The organism is Rhizomicrobium sp. (genome assembly GCA_037200985.1).
GTDB lineage: Bacteria > Pseudomonadota > Alphaproteobacteria > Micropepsales > Micropepsaceae > Rhizomicrobium.
Genome location: JBBCGJ010000001.1, coordinates 53,696 through 69,058, shown reverse-complemented (window position 1 = coordinate 69,058; position 15,363 = coordinate 53,696). Strand labels below are relative to the sequence as shown.

The following is a 15,363-nucleotide window of genomic DNA, read 5'->3' as shown; positions in this document are numbered from 1 at the left end:
CTGTATCGGTGCGCCGATCCGGAAGCGCAAGCGCCCTTCCCTTCGCGGACGCCCTCGCCTATCTGTCGGCCATGCTGCGACTGACGGAAATCAAGCTGCCGCTCGATCACGGGCCGGAGGCGCTGAAAGGCGCGGTCCTCAAGCGGCTGCGCCTTCCGGCGCGGGAACTGAAGAGCTTTTCCGTGTTCAAGCGCGGCCATGACGCGCGGAAGAAATCGGCGATCCTATTCGTCTACATCGTGGACGCCGAGCTGGAGAACGAGGCCGCGGTCCTGAAGCGCCTGAAGGGCGATCCGCATATCGGGCCGACGCCGGACCTGGAATACCGCTTCGTCGCACGGGCGCCGGAGCGGCTGGAGAAGCGGCCGATCGTGATCGGCGCGGGACCGTGCGGGCTGTTCGCGGCGCTGATCCTGGCGCAGTCGGGCTTCCGGCCGATCGTCCTTGAACGCGGCAAGGCGGTGCGCGAGCGCACCAAGGACACCTGGGGCCTGTGGCGGCGCGCGGTGCTCGATCCGGAATCCAACGTGCAGTTCGGCGAGGGCGGCGCCGGCACGTTCTCGGACGGCAAGCTCTACAGCCAGATCAAGGATCCGCGCCATCTCGGCCGCAAGGTGCTGACCGAATTCGTCAAGGCCGGCGCGCCGGAGGAGATCCTCACCGAGGCGCATCCGCATATCGGCACCTTCCGGCTGGTGACGATGGTGGAAAGCCTGCGCGAGACCATCGAGGGCCTCGGCGGCGAATACCGCTTCCGCCACCGCGTCACGGACATCGAACTCGACGCCGAGCGTCGGGTGCGCGGCGTGGTGCTGGCGGATGGCGGGCGGATCGAGACCGATCACGTCGTGCTCGCGGTCGGCCATAGCGCGCGCGACACGTTCCAGATGCTGTTCGACCGCGGCGTCGATATCGAGGCCAAGCCGTTCTCCATCGGATTTCGTATCGAGCATCCGCAATCGCTGATCGACAAGGCGCGCTACGGCCGCTCGATTCCGGAACTGGGCGCCGCCGAGTACCGGCTGGTGCACCACGCCGCGAACGGGCGTTCGGTCTACAGCTTCTGCATGTGCCCAGGCGGCACGGTGGTGGCGGCGACCAGCGAGGCGGGGCGCGTCGCGACCAACGGCATGAGCCAGTATTCGCGCAACGAGCGCAACGCCAATGCCGGGATCGTGGTCGGCATCACGCCGGCCGATTATCCCGAGCATCCGCTGGCGGGGATCGATCTGCAGCGCAGATGGGAAAGCAAAGCCTTCGAGGCCGGTGGCGGCACCTATCAGGCGCCGGGGCAGAAGGTCGGAGATTTTCTCGCGGGCCGCGCGTCGACCGAATTGGGCGCGGTGACCCCGTCCTATCGGCCGGGCGTTCATCTGACCGATCTTTCGGACTGCCTGCCGGATTATGCGATTGCCGCGATCCGCGAGGCGCTGCCGGTTTTCGGGCGGCAAATCCCGGGCTTTGCGATGGACGATGCGATCCTGACGGGTGTGGAGACGCGGACCTCTTCGCCGATCCGCATCCGGCGCGGCGAGGATCTGCAGAGCACGAATACGCGAGGGCTCTATCCGGCCGGCGAAGGCGCGGGCTTTGCCGGCGGCATCCTGTCGGCCGGCGTCGACGGCATCAGGATCGCGGAAGCGGTGGCGAAGAGCATCGCCGGCTGATCAGGCGACGACCGCGACCAGCGCGGGTCCGCCGTCGTAGTCCTCGATGAACACCAACACGCGGAAGCCGGGCGTCAGGATCGGCCGGCCCTGGCCGTCGCGCAGCACGACACCGTCGCCGCTGGTGCGGTTGCGGGCGCGGTCATAGGCGAAGACCGGCACCATGCCGCGTTCCTGCGACTGGAAACGGTCGAACAATTCCGCCGCCTTTTCGGGCGGCAGGCGGACGCAGCCGCCCGAGGCGCGATGGCCAAGCTCGGCGGTGTGGACGGACGCGGAATGCAGCGCGACGCCGGTCTGCCTGCCGTGCAGCGTCGCGTTCAGGAACATCGCCCAGGGCATCGCCGCGCCGTGCCAGGTGTGGGAATAGTGCACGCGCTCGAACCGGTCGGGATCGAGCTCGAACAGGCCGACCGGCGTGGAGGTGAAGTAGCGCTCGTGCAATTCGCGCCCCGTGGAGACGGGAAAGCTCTGCTCGAAGAGCAGCGCATTCGCCGCGTCCTTGTGGAACACATACATGTGCTGCGCCAGCGCGCCGGACGCCGCCTTGCTGACATAGAGATAGACGTCGAAATAGGCGAAGAGCTCGGGCGGGATCTTGCCGCGCAACCGATCCGCGGCGTCGGCCTGCTGGGCCACCGCAGGATCGGGAACGGCTATGGGCTGGGCCTGTTTCTGCGGCGCCGGCGTTCCGTCCATCGCCACATGCAGGGCCGCATTGGCCTCCGCCGAGGCCAACTGCACCTGGCGCAGGGCGATATCCGGACGGAAGGCCACGTGAACCGTCGCAAGGACCGGCACGACCATGGCGAGGCTCATCGCCACGAGGCACAGGGCGGCGGCAGCGGCCAATTCCCTTAAACGCAGCATGCAATCCCCACCGCTCTTTGCAGAAGCCTAGCAGATTTTGCCGGAGGGTCTAACGCTCAGACCGCGTTGTGCCGCAAGGCCGCAACCTTGCTATCGTCCCGCCGATTTGCCGAGGCCGTCCCATGACGTTTCCGCCGCGCCGCCTCGTTTGTCTCACCGAGGAGACCGTCGAGACGCTCTATCTGATGGGCGAGCAGGACCGCATCGTCGGCGTCACCGGCTATGCGGTGCGTCCGCCGCAGGTGCGCAAGGAAAAGCCCCGCATCGCCGCCTTCACCAGCGCCAACATCGCGAAGATCGTGGAACTGAGGCCGGACCTGGTGCTCGCCTTCAGCGACTTGCAGGCCGACATCCTGGCCGCCCTGGCGCGCGCGGGCCTCGCGGTGCACCTGTTCAACCAGCGCGACATCGCCGGGATCCTCGCGATGGTCCGCACGCTGGGCGCGCTGGTCGGCGCGCCGGAGAAAGGCGAAGCGCTGGCGGGGCGGCTGGAGCGCGAGGTGGACGCCATTCGCGCGTCGGCGCGCGGACCGCGGCCGCGCGTCTATTTCGAGGAGTGGGACGATCCCTTGATCACCGGCATCGGCTGGGTCTCGGAACTGATCGAGGTCGCCGGCGGCATCGACTGCTTCGGGCATCTGCGCGGGCATCAGGCGGCGAAGGACCGGATCGTATCGGCTGACGACGTGATCGCGGCGCGGCCGGATGTGATCGTGGCATCGTGGTGCGGCAAGAAAGTCTCGGCCGAGAAGATCCGCGGCCGGCGGGGCTGGCAGACCATTCCCGCGGTGACGGCGGATCGCATCGTCGAGATCAAGTCGCCGCTGATCCTTCAGCCCGGTCCGGCGGCATTGACCGACGGGCTCGCGGCGTTGCGCGCGGCGATCATGGAGGGCTGATTCAATCAGCGTTTCCGGAAGGCGCGGCGGACGGCTTGTATCTCGTTCTCGAGCGCGCCCAGGAAGCGCGAGCGGTCTTCCTTCGTGAAGCCGGCATTGTAGGTCTGGCCGCCGGTGGCCTCGCGCAGATGGCGCTGCAGACCGCGCATGCCGAGCGCCATGCCGATGCCGGCCTCGGTGAATGGCCTGCCGGACGGACCGAGGACGCGGGCGCCCTTCTTCAGGGCACGCGCGGCAAGTGGGATATCGGCGGTCACGACGATGTCGCCCTCCCCGGCATGTTCCGCGATCCAGTCGTCGGCGGCGTCGGCGCCGGCGGCGACCGTCACATGGCGGACCAGCGGATGACGGCTGGGGCGCAGGCCCCCATTGCTGACGATGACGACGGCCAGGCCGTGGCGCTCCGCCACGCGCTCTACTTCCGCCTTCACGGGGCAGGCGTCGCCGTCGACGAATATCTCAAGCACGGTGTGGCCTCATCGCGCGGCCATCCTATAAGGTGGCCGCCACCGGGAGGAAGGCGTGGCGCTCGCTCCGCAAGACATGGATTTCATCTCCAATTTCTCGACGCTGTGGGCGGTGTTCCTGGGCGCCGTGCTGGCGACGCTTGGCGGCTTCGCGGCGACGCAGATGGAATGGTATATCGAGCGGCGCCGGCGCGAGCGCAACGCCGCTTTGTTCTTCGGCGAGGTCCTGACCACCCTCAACATCATCATCGGCTATGCCGCGGACGCCAAGCAGATCGGCGATCCTTACGGGCCGATCACCACGCGCATGCTGCGCTCGGCGATGGGCGAGGTCGACATCTACAACCGCAACCGCGAGTCGCTCTACGACCTCAGCCGCGCCGACCTGCGCGCCCGGGTCCACACGCTGATCCTGCGCATCTCCATGTCGATCGACGGCATCTTCGACGCCAGCGACACGATCGCCGCGCTCGAGCCCCACTTGGACGCACGGGACCTGCGACCCGACGAGCAGGCCAGGATCGAGGCGCGGCTGGAGCGGCTCAAGGAAAATCGCGAAAGCAGCTTCGCGTTCATCCAGGAAAACACGGTGCAGCTCCGGCAGGTGATCAAGGAGATCGAGCCGATCGCGCGCTTCACCTACGCCGCCGTCGAAAAGGCGGTGCGCGATGCATAGGCCGGTTCTCGTCGCGGCCGTCTGCCTGTTGCTGGCAGGCTGCGAGTCCTACGGCGATCTGACGTCGGATGCGTTCGAGCCCGGCGCCGCTTCGCAGTCGCGCTTCACCTTCGACAGCGCCGATTGCGAGGCCAGGGCCGGCGTCGCGCGCAACTACGACATCCACGGCATCGCGGGCACCCACGCCGAGCGGCACGAGATGTTCAATCGCGTCTATACCGCCTGCATGGGGGCGGCCGGCTATGCCCGGCGCGACTGGTCGCCCGACATAGCCTTTCCCTACAAGGTCGATCCGACGCCCGGCTAGGCGGCGCGGCGGTTGCCGCGCGGATGGAAGCGGCGCTTCGGCCGGCGATAATTGTTCTCCGCCGGCTTCTGATGGCCGAAGGAGCGCGGCAGCTCGTTCACATTGGCCGCGGTCAGCGCCTCGGCCGGCAGGTCGTGGGCCACGACCTCGATCTGGCGCTTCACCAGCTTTTCGATGTTGCGCAGATGGCTGCGCTCCGCCGGATCGCAGAACGAGATCGCAACGCCCTGCGCGCCGGCGCGCGCGGTGCGGCCGATGCGGTGGACATAGCTCTCGGGCTCGTTGGGCAGCTCGAAATTGATGACATGGGTGATGCCGTCGACGTCGACGCCGCGGGCCGCGATGTCGGTGGCGACGAGGACGCGGACATCGCCCGACTTGAAGCCTTCGAGCGCGCGCTGGCGGGCGTTCTGCGACTTGTTGCCGTGGATGGCGTCGGCCGAGAAGCCGGAGCGTTCCAGATGGTCCGAGACGCGGTTGGCGACGTGCTTGGTGCGGGTGAAGACGATGACGCGCTTGAGGGCCTCGTCGCGCAGCAGATGGCTCAGGAGGACGCGCTTGTCCTTCTGCGCGATGTGGATCACGCGCTGCTCGATGCGGTCGGCCGTCATGGTCGGCGGCGAGACCTCGACGCGCTCGGGCTGGCGCAGCATGTCCCCGATCAGCTGGACGACTTCGCCCGGCATGGTGGCGGAGAACAGCATGGACTGGCGGTCCTTCGGCAGCATCGCGACGATGCGCCGCACATCCTTGATGAAGCCCATGTCGAGCATGCGGTCGGCCTCGTCGACGACGAGGATGCCGACGCCGTCGAGACGGATGAAATTCTGCTTGATGAGGTCGAGCAGGCGGCCCGGCGTCGCGACGAGGATGTCGACGCCGCCCTTCATCGCCGCGACCTGGCGGCTCTGGTTGACGCCGCCCAGGATCACGGCGTGGCGGAAGTTCAGGTGACGGCCATAGGTCTTCAGGCTCTGATCGATCTGGATCGCCAGTTCGCGCGTCGGCGCGAGGATGAGGGCGCGCGCGCCGCGCGGCGCGGCAGGCTTGCGGTTCTCCGCCAGGCGCTGCAGCAGCGGCAGGCCGAACGCGGCGGTCTTGCCGGTGCCGGTCTGGGCGATGCCGAGCAGATCGCGGCCGCCGAGCAGGGCCGGGATCGCGCGCGTCTGGATGGGGGTGGGGTGGGTGTAGTTCTCGGCGGCGAGGGCGCGCAGGAGCGGCTCGGAAAGGCCGAGGGAATCGAATGTCGTATTCAAAAAATGTTCCTTAACCGCACGGACGTGCGGAATGCACGCGCTGATAACGGCTTGTTGCCGTCTTCCACGCACATCTGGAGCGAACGGGAGTTTTCATGAAGCTTGCGGTGAGAGCGTGCCATGCACGCCGCGTGCGACCGTCAAGCGATGGCGGGTATATGACGGCCAAAAGTCTTAATGTCAAGTTCGCGCCGGGGAGGCTCCGCCATGACCGATCTGTCCGACATCCGCTTCACGCACCGTGCCGCGAGCGGCGGCGTCACGCTGAACGTCGCGGAAGCGGGGCCTGAGGACGGTCCGCTCGTCATCCTGCTGCACGGCTTTCCGGAGTTCTGGTTCGGCTGGCGCCATCAGATCGGCGCACTGGCCGATGCGGGCTATCGGGTCGTGGCGCCGGACCAGCGCGGCTACAACCTGTCCGACAAGCCGGCGGGCATCTCCAATTACGACCTCGACAAGCTCGCGGCCGATGTCGTCGCGCTCGCGGCGCACTACACAAGCGCGCCGGTCTTCCTCGTCGGGCACGATTGGGGCGCCGTCGCGGCGTGGTGGACGACGACGCGTTCGCCGCAAACGGTCCGCAAGCTGGCAGTGCTGAACTGTCCGCATCCGGCGGTGTGGCGCAACGCGATGGACAACGATCCGGTGCAGCGGCGCGCGAGCTGGTATGTCCGCGCCTTCCAGATTCCCCGGCTTCCGGAAATGCTCATGCGCGCCGGCAACTACCGTGCGCTGGCGGGCGCGCTGCGCGAAGCCCGGGCGCCGGTGTCCGATGCCGAGATCGCGCATTATCGGGAAGCCTGGAGCCGGCCCGGCGCCCTGACGGCGACGATCAACTGGTATCGCGCCATCCGCGCGCGGACATTCGCGCCGATCCCGGCGGCGAGCATCGCGACGCCGGTCCAGATCATCTGGGGGAAGAACGATCCCTACGCCCTGCCCGCGCTCGCGGAGGCGAGCAAGGCCCTGTGCGCCGATGTGCGGCTGACCTACCTGCCGGAGGCGACGCATTGGGTCGCGCATGACGAACCGGCGCGCGTCAACGCGATCCTGATCGATTTTCTCAAATAGTTGGCGCGCCGGCGGCCGAAGCGGACTCGGCGCCGCCGTGGCGGGCCGCGGATCGCGAAGGACGCCGGCCTTCAGCGCCGGAGGTCCCAAGCATAGGCGAAGGTCAAACCGGAAAAAGGCAATAGACCCCGGCGCTTCATTGAACTCATCATTTGATAAACTTGCGCGGCGAACACGCGGCGGCGGTTCCGTCCGGCGGGCATGCCGGGCGTCCGACGCCCGACAACCCATATCGGGGCGCGCCACCCGCGCTCCGCCAAGTGCAAAAACGGGCGCCGGCGATGGCCGCAACGGCCCTACCCCTGTTGCGGATTCACCGTAGTTTTGCGCATGATAGCTGGGACGAGCCCGGCCGTTGCCGGTGGGCGGGCGAGCGACTGGGCATTCCGGCGGGGTACGGCATTCGGCATCATGGCGAACTTCGACAATGGCGGCTCGCGCTCTCTCGCGCAGGCGTCCGCAAAAGGTACGGTCAAGTGGTTCAACGCAACCAAAGGCTACGGCTTCATCACACTTGAGAACGGCGGCGATGCGTTCTGTCACGCATCGGCGCTGCAGGCGGCGGGGCACTCCGAACTTCCACAAGGCGCGACCATCGTCTGCGATCTGCAGGATTCGCCGCGCGGCCTTCAGGTCGTGGCGGTGCACAGCGTGGACACCAGCACGGCCGATACCGGCGGCGGTGGCGGCGGCGGGCCACGCGGTCCGCGGCGCGACTTCGGCGGCGATAGCGGCGGCGGGCGCACCAGGGGCGGCGGCGGCGGACGCTTTGGCGGCGGCGATCGCTTCGGCGGCGGCGGCGACCGGTTCGGCGGCGGAGACCGCTTCGGTGGCGGGGATCGCTTCGGGGGCGGCGGCGGAGACAGGTTCGGCGGAGGCGGCGGTTTCGGCCATCGCGACCGCGACGCGGGCCCCAGCGGCCCGATGGTCGAGGGCAAGGTCAAGTTCTTCAACGACCAGAAAGGCTTCGGCTTCGTGATGCCGGATTCCGGCAGCGGCGACGTCTATATCCATGCCAGCGCGCTCCGGCGCTCCGGCGTGCAGGTCCTGGAGCCGGAACAGCGCATCCGCTATTCCACCCGCCAGGGCCAGAAGGGCGTCGAAGTGGACCGGGTCGAGGTCATCTGAGGCCGCCTTCGCAAGCATCCGTTGGCTAGTTGCGACGGTTGCCAGGCGCGCATCCCGGTTCCGCGTGGTAAATTTGCGATGTCAGCTTGAACTTCGCACCTGCGAACATATATAGCGACGATCTATATCGGACCTATATAGATCGGCGGGGCCTGACGTCGTGGACGTTCGCACAATCTGCCTGGGGATTCTCACGCGCGGCGACGCCACCGGCTATGAGATCAAGAAGCTTTTCGAGGACGACGGCTACCAGCATTTCGTCGAGGCGAGCTTCGGGTCGATCTATCCGGCGCTGAACCGGCTGACCGACGAAGGCTATGTCTCCGTCAGGTCCGAGGCCCAGGAGAAGCGTCCCGACCGCAAGGTCTATTCGATCACGCCGGCGGGCCGCAGCGCCTTCATCGCCTCGCTCCTGAAACCCCTGCCGGAGGACCGGCACCGCTCGCCCTTCGTCTTCGCGATGCTTTTCGCCGATCTGTTGCCGCAAAGCCGCGTCGGCGGAATGCTCGATGACTATATCGGCCAAGTCGAACGCAAGCTGGCGCATCTGAACGGCCATGATACCGCATCCCATTCGAACGGCGAGAAGTTCGTGGCCGGGTTCGGCCGCGCGGTTTACGCCGCGGTCCTGGATTTCCTGACCACGCATCGCGCCGAGATCGAGGAACAACAACAAGCGGCCGAGGCGGCCGAATAACGGAGTCCAGGCATCTCATGTTCCGCCAGATCGCAAGCACAATCAGCCGGCTGTACGACACGTACATGCCCGGCTTCTGGCTGCGCCTGAAGCCGCGCTATCAGTGGGCGACCGCCATCGCGCTGCTCGTCGCGATCTGGGTCGCGACCGGCCTGCTCGGCAGCCATGCGACGCCGAAGGATCCCGACGCGGCGCGCACCACGTCGGGCGTGCCGCGGGTCAGCGTCGCCACGCTGGTGTCTTCCGAACGCGACGCGACGATCAATGTGCGCGGCCGCACCCAGGCGAAGAACGAGGTCGACGTCCGCGCCGAAGTCGAGGGCGTGGTGCAGGCGATCCATTTCGACAAGGGCGACCGGGTAAGGAAGGGCGACACGCTCTGCGAGATCAAGAACAACGACCGCAGCGCGAAGGTGGCGCAGGCCGCCGCCATGGTGGCGCAGACCCAGAAGGAGCTCCAGGTCGCGCAGGACCTGTTCAAGGAGGGCTTCCGCTCCAAGACCCAGCTTGCCCAGGCCGAGGCCGCCTATGCCCAGGCCCAGGCGGGCCTTGCGACCATGAACGTCGCGCTGGCGAACACCCGCATCAAGGCGCCGTTCGACGGCATCGTCGACGACCGCTACGTCAATGCGGGAGACTATATGCGCCCCGGCGACAAGTGCGAGATGGTGATCGCGCCCGAGCCGTTCCTCGCCGTCGGCACGGTATCGGAGCAGGAAGTCGGACAGATCAGCCTGGGCGACCATGCGACGGTCAACCTCGTCACCGGCGAGACCGTGGCCGGCACCGTCACCTTCGTGGCCGACCGCGCCGACCAGATGACCCGCGCCTTCCGCATCGAGGTCCAGCTTCCCAATCCGGACGCCAAGCTGCGCGACGGCGTGAGCGTCGACATCCATATCGCGGTCAAGAAGATCCGGGCGCAGCACATTTCGCCCGGCATCCTGGTGCTGGATGATTCGGGGCGGATCGGCGTGCGCGCGGTGATCGCGAGCACGGCGCGGTTCCTTCCCGTGTCGGTCGTGTCCGACGGACCCGACGGCATGTGGGTCGCCGGCCTTCCGGACCGCGTGAGCGTCATCACGGTCGGCCAGGAATTCGTCAACAACGGCCAGCATGTCGAGGCGGTGGCCGAGAAGGGCGGAAAGTCGTCATGACCCGGATAGTCGAATGGGCGGTGAACAACACGCGCGTGGTCATCGCGCTGATCCTGGTCGTGATCATCGCGGGCATCGTCGCCTTCGCCAAAATCCCCAAGGAAGCCCAGCCGGACATCCCGATCCCGGTGCTTCTGGTCCAGGTGACCTATCCGGGCATCAGCCCGGAGGATAGCGAGCGGCTTCTGGTAAAGCCCCTCGAAACCGGGCTGCGCTCGGTCGAGGGCCTCAAGACCATCACGGCGCGCGCCTATTCGGGCGTCGCGGTGATCATCCTGGAGTTCGACGTCAACTTCAACAAGCAGAAGGCGCTGGAGGACGTCCGCGCCCAGGTCGACGAGACGCGCTCGCTGCTGCCGGCGGAAGCCGATCCGCCGGTGGTGCGGGAGTTCAACATCGCGCTGCAGCCCGTCATCTCGGTCGCGCTGTCGGGCGAGGTGCCGGAGCGCACCCTGCTGAAGCTGGCCCGCGACCTGAAGGACGAGATCAAGCTGGTGCCCAGCGTGCTCGACGTCGACATCGACGGCGAGCGCAAGGAGCAGCTCGAGATCGTCATCGATCCGGCCAAGCTCGAAGCCTATGGCCTGACCCAGCAGGAGCTGTTCAGCGCGGTTTCCACGAACAACAAGCTCATCGCGGCGGGCCTGATCGACACCGGCCACGGCAGCTTCGCGGTCAAGGTGCCCGGCGTCATCGCCAATGCCGAGGACCTGCTCAACCTTCCGATCCGCTCGAACGCCAATTCGACCGTGACGCTGTCGAACGTGGCGCAGGTGCGGCGCAATTTCTACGACCCCACAACCTATGCGCGGGTGAACGGCCAGCCGACCATCTCGCTCGACGTCTCCAAGCGCATCGGCTCCAACATCATCGCCAACAACCTGGCGGTGCGCGAGATCGTCGATCGGGCCGCCAAGACCTGGCCGCCCGGCGTCCACGTCACCTATCTGTTCGACCGGTCGACCGACATCCGCGACATGCTGGGCTCGCTGTCGGATTCCATCCTGCTCGCCATCGTGCTGGTGATGATCATCGTGGTGGCGGCGCTCGGCCTGCGCTCGGGCCTCCTGGTCGGCATCGCCATCCCGACCTCGTTCCTGATGGCCTTCATGATCCTGAACGGCATCGGCTACACGCTGAACATGATGATCATGTTCGGCATGCTGCTGGCGGTCGGCATCCTGGTCGACGGCGCGATCATCGTGGTCGAATACGCCGACCGCAAGATGACGGAGGGCCACAAGCCCAAGCAGGCCTTCGCCGAGGCGGCGCTGCGCATGTTCTGGCCGGTGGTGAGCGCCACGGCGACCATGATCGGGGCCTTCCTGCCGATGCTGCTGTGGCCGGGCGTCGCCGGCAAGTTCATGAGCTATTTCCCGATCACGCTGATCGTCATCCTGTCGGCGTCGATGGTCGTGGCGCTGATCTTCCTGCCGGTGCTGGGCGGCATTTTCGGCAAGCGGCCGCCGCACGACGCCGAGCACGAGCGCGCCATCGAAGCGTCGGAGACCGGCGACTGGCGCGACATTCCCGGCATCACCGGCTGGTACGCGCATCTGTCGGAGCGGCTGACCCGCTATCCGGGGCGCGTCATCCTGGGCGCCGCCGGCATCGTGTTCGCAGTGATCACGCTGTTCGCGATGTTCAACAAGGGCACGATCTTTTTCGCCGACGCCGATCCGGGCTACGCCCAGGTCTTCGTCTCGGCGCGCGGCAATCTTTCCGCGGCGGAGAAACGCGACATCGTGATGGGCATCAGCCGCATCGCGCAGACCGTGCCGGGCATCAAGGCGATCTATGCGTCGTCGGGCGGCCAGAGCAACAATCTGAACAGCAATGGCGGCACGCCGGTCGACAATATCGGCCAGCTCGGCATCGAGATGAAGGACTACCGCGAGCGCAGGCCCGGCAAGTGGATCGAGGAGCAGATCCGCCAGAAGACGGCCGACATCCCGGGCGTGCATGTCGAGGTGCGCGAGCCGGAAAACGGCCCGCCGACCGGCAAGGACGTCATGATCGACGTCGGCTCGGACGACTATCTCGAACTCGCCCAGGTCGCGGCCGCGATCCGCGGCCATATGGACAAGATGCCCGAACTGCGCGACGTCGAGGACACGCGCCCGCTGCCCGGCATCGAATGGGACCTCGAGATCAACCGCGGGATCGCCAGCCGCTTCGGCGCCAACGCGCAGTCGATCGGCACGGCGGTGCAGCTCGTCACCAACGGCATCCTGGTCGGCAAGTACCGGCCGGACGACAGCCAGGACGAGGTGGACATCCGCGTCCGCTATCCCACCGAGGCGCGCGGCGTCCATGCGCTGGACGATCTGCGCGTCACCGCCGCCGACGGCAGCATGGTGCCGATCAGCAATTTCGTCACGCTGAAGCCGGCGCCGCAGGTGAATTCCATCGAGCGCGTCGACGGCCGCCGCGTCTATCACGTGCGCGCCAACGTCAAGCCGGGGGTCAACGCCAATGCCGAGATCGCCGACATCCGCAAATGGATCGCGACGCAGCCCTTCCCGCACGACGTCCATATCGCGTTCAAGGGCGGCAGCGAGCAGCAGGACGAGTCCGGCCTGTTCCTGGTCGAGGCGGCGTTCCTGGCGCTGTTCCTGATCGCGATGGTGCTCCTGGCGCTGTTCAACAGCTTCTATCACGCGGGGCTGATCCTGGTGGCGGTGGTGCTGGCGATGATCGGCGCCCTGCTCGGCATGGTGGTCATGCAGCAGCCCTTCTCGGTGATCATGTCGGGCACCGGCATGCTGGCGCTCGCCGGCATCGTGGTGAACCACAACATCGTGCTGATCGACACCTTCCATCGCCTGCGCGATTCCGGGATGGACCCGATCGAGGCGGTGATCCGCTCCAGCGCGCAGCGCCTGCGGCCGGTGTTCCTGACGACGATCACGGCGATCGGCGGGCTGTTGCCGATGATGTTCGCGATCGAGATCAACTTCGCGACCCGCGAAGTGACGATCGGCGGGCCGAACGGGCTGATGTGGGTGGCGCTGTCCACCGCGATCGTGTTCGGCCTGGCGTTCTCCAAGATGATCACGCTGGGCCTGGTGCCGGCGATGCTGGCCCTGCCCTATCGCCTCAAGGCGCGGCGGGCGCGCTTCGCGGCGGCGAAATCGTCGGCACAGGCGGTGCGCGACTGGCGCGGCCATGGCGGCGCCGAGCCGAAAGCCCAGCCGGCCGAGTGATCAGCCTGCGGCGACCGGCGTGGCGCGGGCCACGCCGGGCGCCACTTCCGGATCGTTCTCCACCGCCTTGAGGATCTCGCGCGCTTCGGCCGCCTGCTTCTGCTTGTTCCACATCGAGGCGTAGTGGCCGCCCCTGGCGACCAGCTCGTCGTGACGGCCGCGCTCGACGATCTCGCCATGGTCGAGCACCAGGATCTCGTCGGCGTCGATCACCGTCGAGAGGCGGTGGGCGATGACCAGCGAGGTGCGGTTGCGCGAGACTTCGTACAAGGCGCCCTGGATCTCGCGTTCGGTGTGGGTGTCGAGCGCCGAGGTCGCTTCGTCCAGCAACAGGATCGGCGGGTTCTTCAGGATGGTGCGGGCGATGGCGACGCGCTGCTTCTCGCCGCCGGAAAGCTTCAGGCCGCGCTCGCCGACCATGGCGTCGTAGCCGAGCGGCAGCTCGCGGATGAACTTGTCGATCTGGGCGAAGCGGGCGGCGTCCTTGATTTCGGCCTCGGTCGCGCCGATGCGGCCATAGGCAATGTTGTACTTGACCGTGTCGTTGAACAGCACCGTGTCCTGCGGGACGATGCCGATGGCGTGGCGAAGCGAGGACTGGGTCACGTCGCGGATGTCCTGGCCGTCGATGGTCACGCTGCCGGATTTGATGTCGTAGAAGCGGTAGAGGATGCGGCTGATGGTGGACTTGCCGGCGCCCGAAGGACCGACCACCGCGACGGTCTTGCCGGCGGGAACGACGAAGCTGATGCCCTTGAGCACGGTGCGCGCCGGTTCGTAGGCGAAGACGACGTCCTTGAACTCGATCGCGCCGCCCGTGATTTTCAGGTCGGGCGCGCCGGGCTTGTCCTGCACTTCGATGGGCTGGTGCAGGAGACGGAACATCGCCTCCATGTCGACCAGGGCCTGGGTGATCTCGCGATAGACGGTGCCGAGGAGGTTCAGCGGCTGGTAGAGCTGGATCAGGATGGCGTTGGCGGCGACCAGCGTGCCGACGCTGATGCGCCCCGCCTTGATGTCGTAGGCCGCGAGCACCATCACGACGCCGAGGCCCAGCGCCATGATCAGCGCCTGGCCGGTGTTCAGCACCGAGAGCGAGATCTGCGCCTGGATCGAGGCGCGGGAATATTTCTCCATCGAGACGCCGAAGCGGCGGGTCTCGTGCGCCTCGTTGTTGAAATACTTGACCGTCTCGTAGTTGAGCAGGCTGTCGACCGCCTTGGTGTTGGCGTCGGTGTCGCTCTGATTCATGTCGCGGCGGAACTGGATGCGCCAGCGGGTGATCGCGAAGGTGAACCAGACATAGGCGACCACCATGACCAGCGTGGTCAGCGACACCCAGATGCCGTTCCTCTGCAGCAGGATGGCCGTGTAGAAGCCGAGCAGCAGGATGGTCGGGAAGATGCTGAAGAGGGCGAAGGACAGCATCGTGTCGATGCCCTTGGTGCCGCGCTCGATCACGCGGGAGAGCCCGCCGGTCTTGCGTTCCAGGTGGAAGCGCAGCGACAGCGTGTGGACATGCGCGAAGGTCGAGACCGCGACCTCGCGCATCGCATGGTACTGCACCTTGGCGAAGACGCCGTCGCGCAACTGCGCCAGCGCCTGCATCAGGATGCGCGAGACGATATAGGCCGCGATCAGCGCCAGCACCGAGCCGATGGCGATCGCCGCCGGCGAGCCGCCGAGGCGGTCGATCGCGTAGCCGTAATAGAGCGGCGAGTAGCTGGTCGCGGCGGTGGCGAGAATCAGGAAGACGACCGAGACCACGACGCGCAGGCGCAGCTCGGGCTGCCCCTTGGGCCACAGATACGGCATCAACATCCAGAGAGGACGGAAGGACGGTGCGCCGTCGCCCTCCTCGACCGCGGGGTGCGCCATCAGTGACCCATGTTCCCGCCGCCGAAAGCGAGGAACCCCGCGACGACGGCGATCAAGGCGATGATGCCGAGGATGATGGCGGCG

At 67.1% G+C, this 15,363-nt stretch carries 13 protein-coding genes and 1 pseudogene; 10 read left to right on the top strand and 4 right to left on the bottom strand.

Annotated features, from left to right (window positions below; translation table 11 throughout):
* Positions 1-8: 8 nt before the first annotated feature.
* Positions 9-1,667, top strand: coding sequence for an NAD(P)/FAD-dependent oxidoreductase (locus WDN01_00340; GenBank protein ID MEJ0024446.1), 1,659 nt, complete (start codon positions 9-11; stop codon positions 1,665-1,667).
* On the opposite strand, the gene WDN01_00335 is transcribed toward WDN01_00340, so the two are convergent.
* Positions 1,668-2,537, bottom strand: coding sequence for a L,D-transpeptidase (locus tag WDN01_00335; protein MEJ0024445.1), 870 nt, complete (start codon positions 2,535-2,537; stop codon positions 1,668-1,670).
* Between the two features lie 122 nt (positions 2,538-2,659).
* Between WDN01_00335 and WDN01_00330 the strand changes: the two genes are divergently transcribed.
* Positions 2,660-3,436 carry a cobalamin-binding protein gene (locus WDN01_00330; protein MEJ0024444.1) on the top strand — a complete coding sequence of 259 codons (777 nt, stop codon included), beginning with the start codon at positions 2,660-2,662 and terminating at the stop codon, positions 3,434-3,436.
* 5 nt (positions 3,437-3,441) lie between these two features.
* Here the strand turns inward: WDN01_00330 and WDN01_00325 are convergent, their stop codons facing one another.
* Positions 3,442-3,903 carry a YaiI/YqxD family protein gene (locus WDN01_00325; GenBank protein ID MEJ0024443.1) on the bottom strand — a complete coding sequence of 154 codons (462 nt, stop codon included), beginning with the start codon at positions 3,901-3,903 and terminating at the stop codon, positions 3,442-3,444.
* Positions 3,904-3,958: 55 nt separating this feature from the next.
* Here WDN01_00325 and WDN01_00320 point away from each other — a divergent pair, with 55 nt between their 5' ends.
* Positions 3,959-4,579: a hypothetical protein gene (locus WDN01_00320; protein MEJ0024442.1), complete on the top strand. Its 621-nt coding sequence runs from the start codon at positions 3,959-3,961 to the stop codon at positions 4,577-4,579.
* The gene (locus WDN01_00315; GenBank protein ID MEJ0024441.1) at positions 4,572-4,886 is read left to right on the top strand and encodes a hypothetical protein; all 315 of its coding nucleotides are present in this window, start codon (positions 4,572-4,574) and stop codon (positions 4,884-4,886) included. Before WDN01_00320 ends, WDN01_00315 begins: the two co-directional genes overlap by 8 nt.
* Here the strand turns inward: WDN01_00315 and WDN01_00310 are convergent.
* The gene (locus WDN01_00310; protein ID MEJ0024440.1) at positions 4,883-6,142 is read right to left on the bottom strand and encodes a DEAD/DEAH box helicase; all 1,260 of its coding nucleotides are present in this window, start codon (positions 6,140-6,142) and stop codon (positions 4,883-4,885) included. The genes WDN01_00315 and WDN01_00310 overlap by 4 nt on opposite strands.
* A 207-nt stretch (positions 6,143-6,349) precedes the next feature.
* Between WDN01_00310 and WDN01_00305 the strand changes: the two genes are divergently transcribed.
* The 6 genes and pseudogenes from WDN01_00305 to WDN01_00280 all read left to right on the top strand — a co-directional run bounded on the left by WDN01_00305 (position 6,350) and on the right by WDN01_00280 (position 13,401).
* Positions 6,350-7,213, top strand: coding sequence for an alpha/beta fold hydrolase (locus WDN01_00305; protein MEJ0024439.1), 864 nt, complete (start codon positions 6,350-6,352; stop codon positions 7,211-7,213).
* Between the two features lie 411 nt (positions 7,214-7,624).
* A pseudogene (locus WDN01_00300) lies at positions 7,625-7,858 on the top strand (cold shock domain-containing protein).
* Between the two features lie 279 nt (positions 7,859-8,137).
* Positions 8,138-8,341 (top strand): cold shock domain-containing protein, encoded by a 204-nt coding sequence (locus WDN01_00295; GenBank protein MEJ0024438.1) that lies wholly within the window; start codon positions 8,138-8,140, stop codon positions 8,339-8,341.
* Positions 8,342-8,501: 160 nt separating this feature from the next.
* The gene (locus tag WDN01_00290; GenBank protein ID MEJ0024437.1) at positions 8,502-9,038 is read left to right on the top strand and encodes a PadR family transcriptional regulator; all 537 of its coding nucleotides are present in this window, start codon (positions 8,502-8,504) and stop codon (positions 9,036-9,038) included.
* A 17-nt stretch (positions 9,039-9,055) separates the two neighbouring features.
* Positions 9,056-10,195, top strand: coding sequence for an efflux RND transporter periplasmic adaptor subunit (locus tag WDN01_00285; protein ID MEJ0024436.1), 1,140 nt, complete (start codon positions 9,056-9,058; stop codon positions 10,193-10,195).
* Complete coding sequence (locus WDN01_00280) at positions 10,192-13,401, top strand: efflux RND transporter permease subunit (GenBank protein ID MEJ0024435.1); 3,210 nt, start codon at positions 10,192-10,194, stop codon at positions 13,399-13,401. Before WDN01_00285 ends, WDN01_00280 begins: the two co-directional genes overlap by 4 nt.
* Here WDN01_00280 and WDN01_00275 read toward each other — a convergent pair whose 3' ends face one another.
* Positions 13,402-15,279, bottom strand: a complete 1,878-nt coding sequence (locus WDN01_00275; GenBank protein ID MEJ0024434.1) for an ABC transporter ATP-binding protein/permease — start codon at positions 15,277-15,279, stop codon at positions 13,402-13,404.
* Between the last annotated feature and the right edge of the window lie 84 nt (positions 15,280-15,363).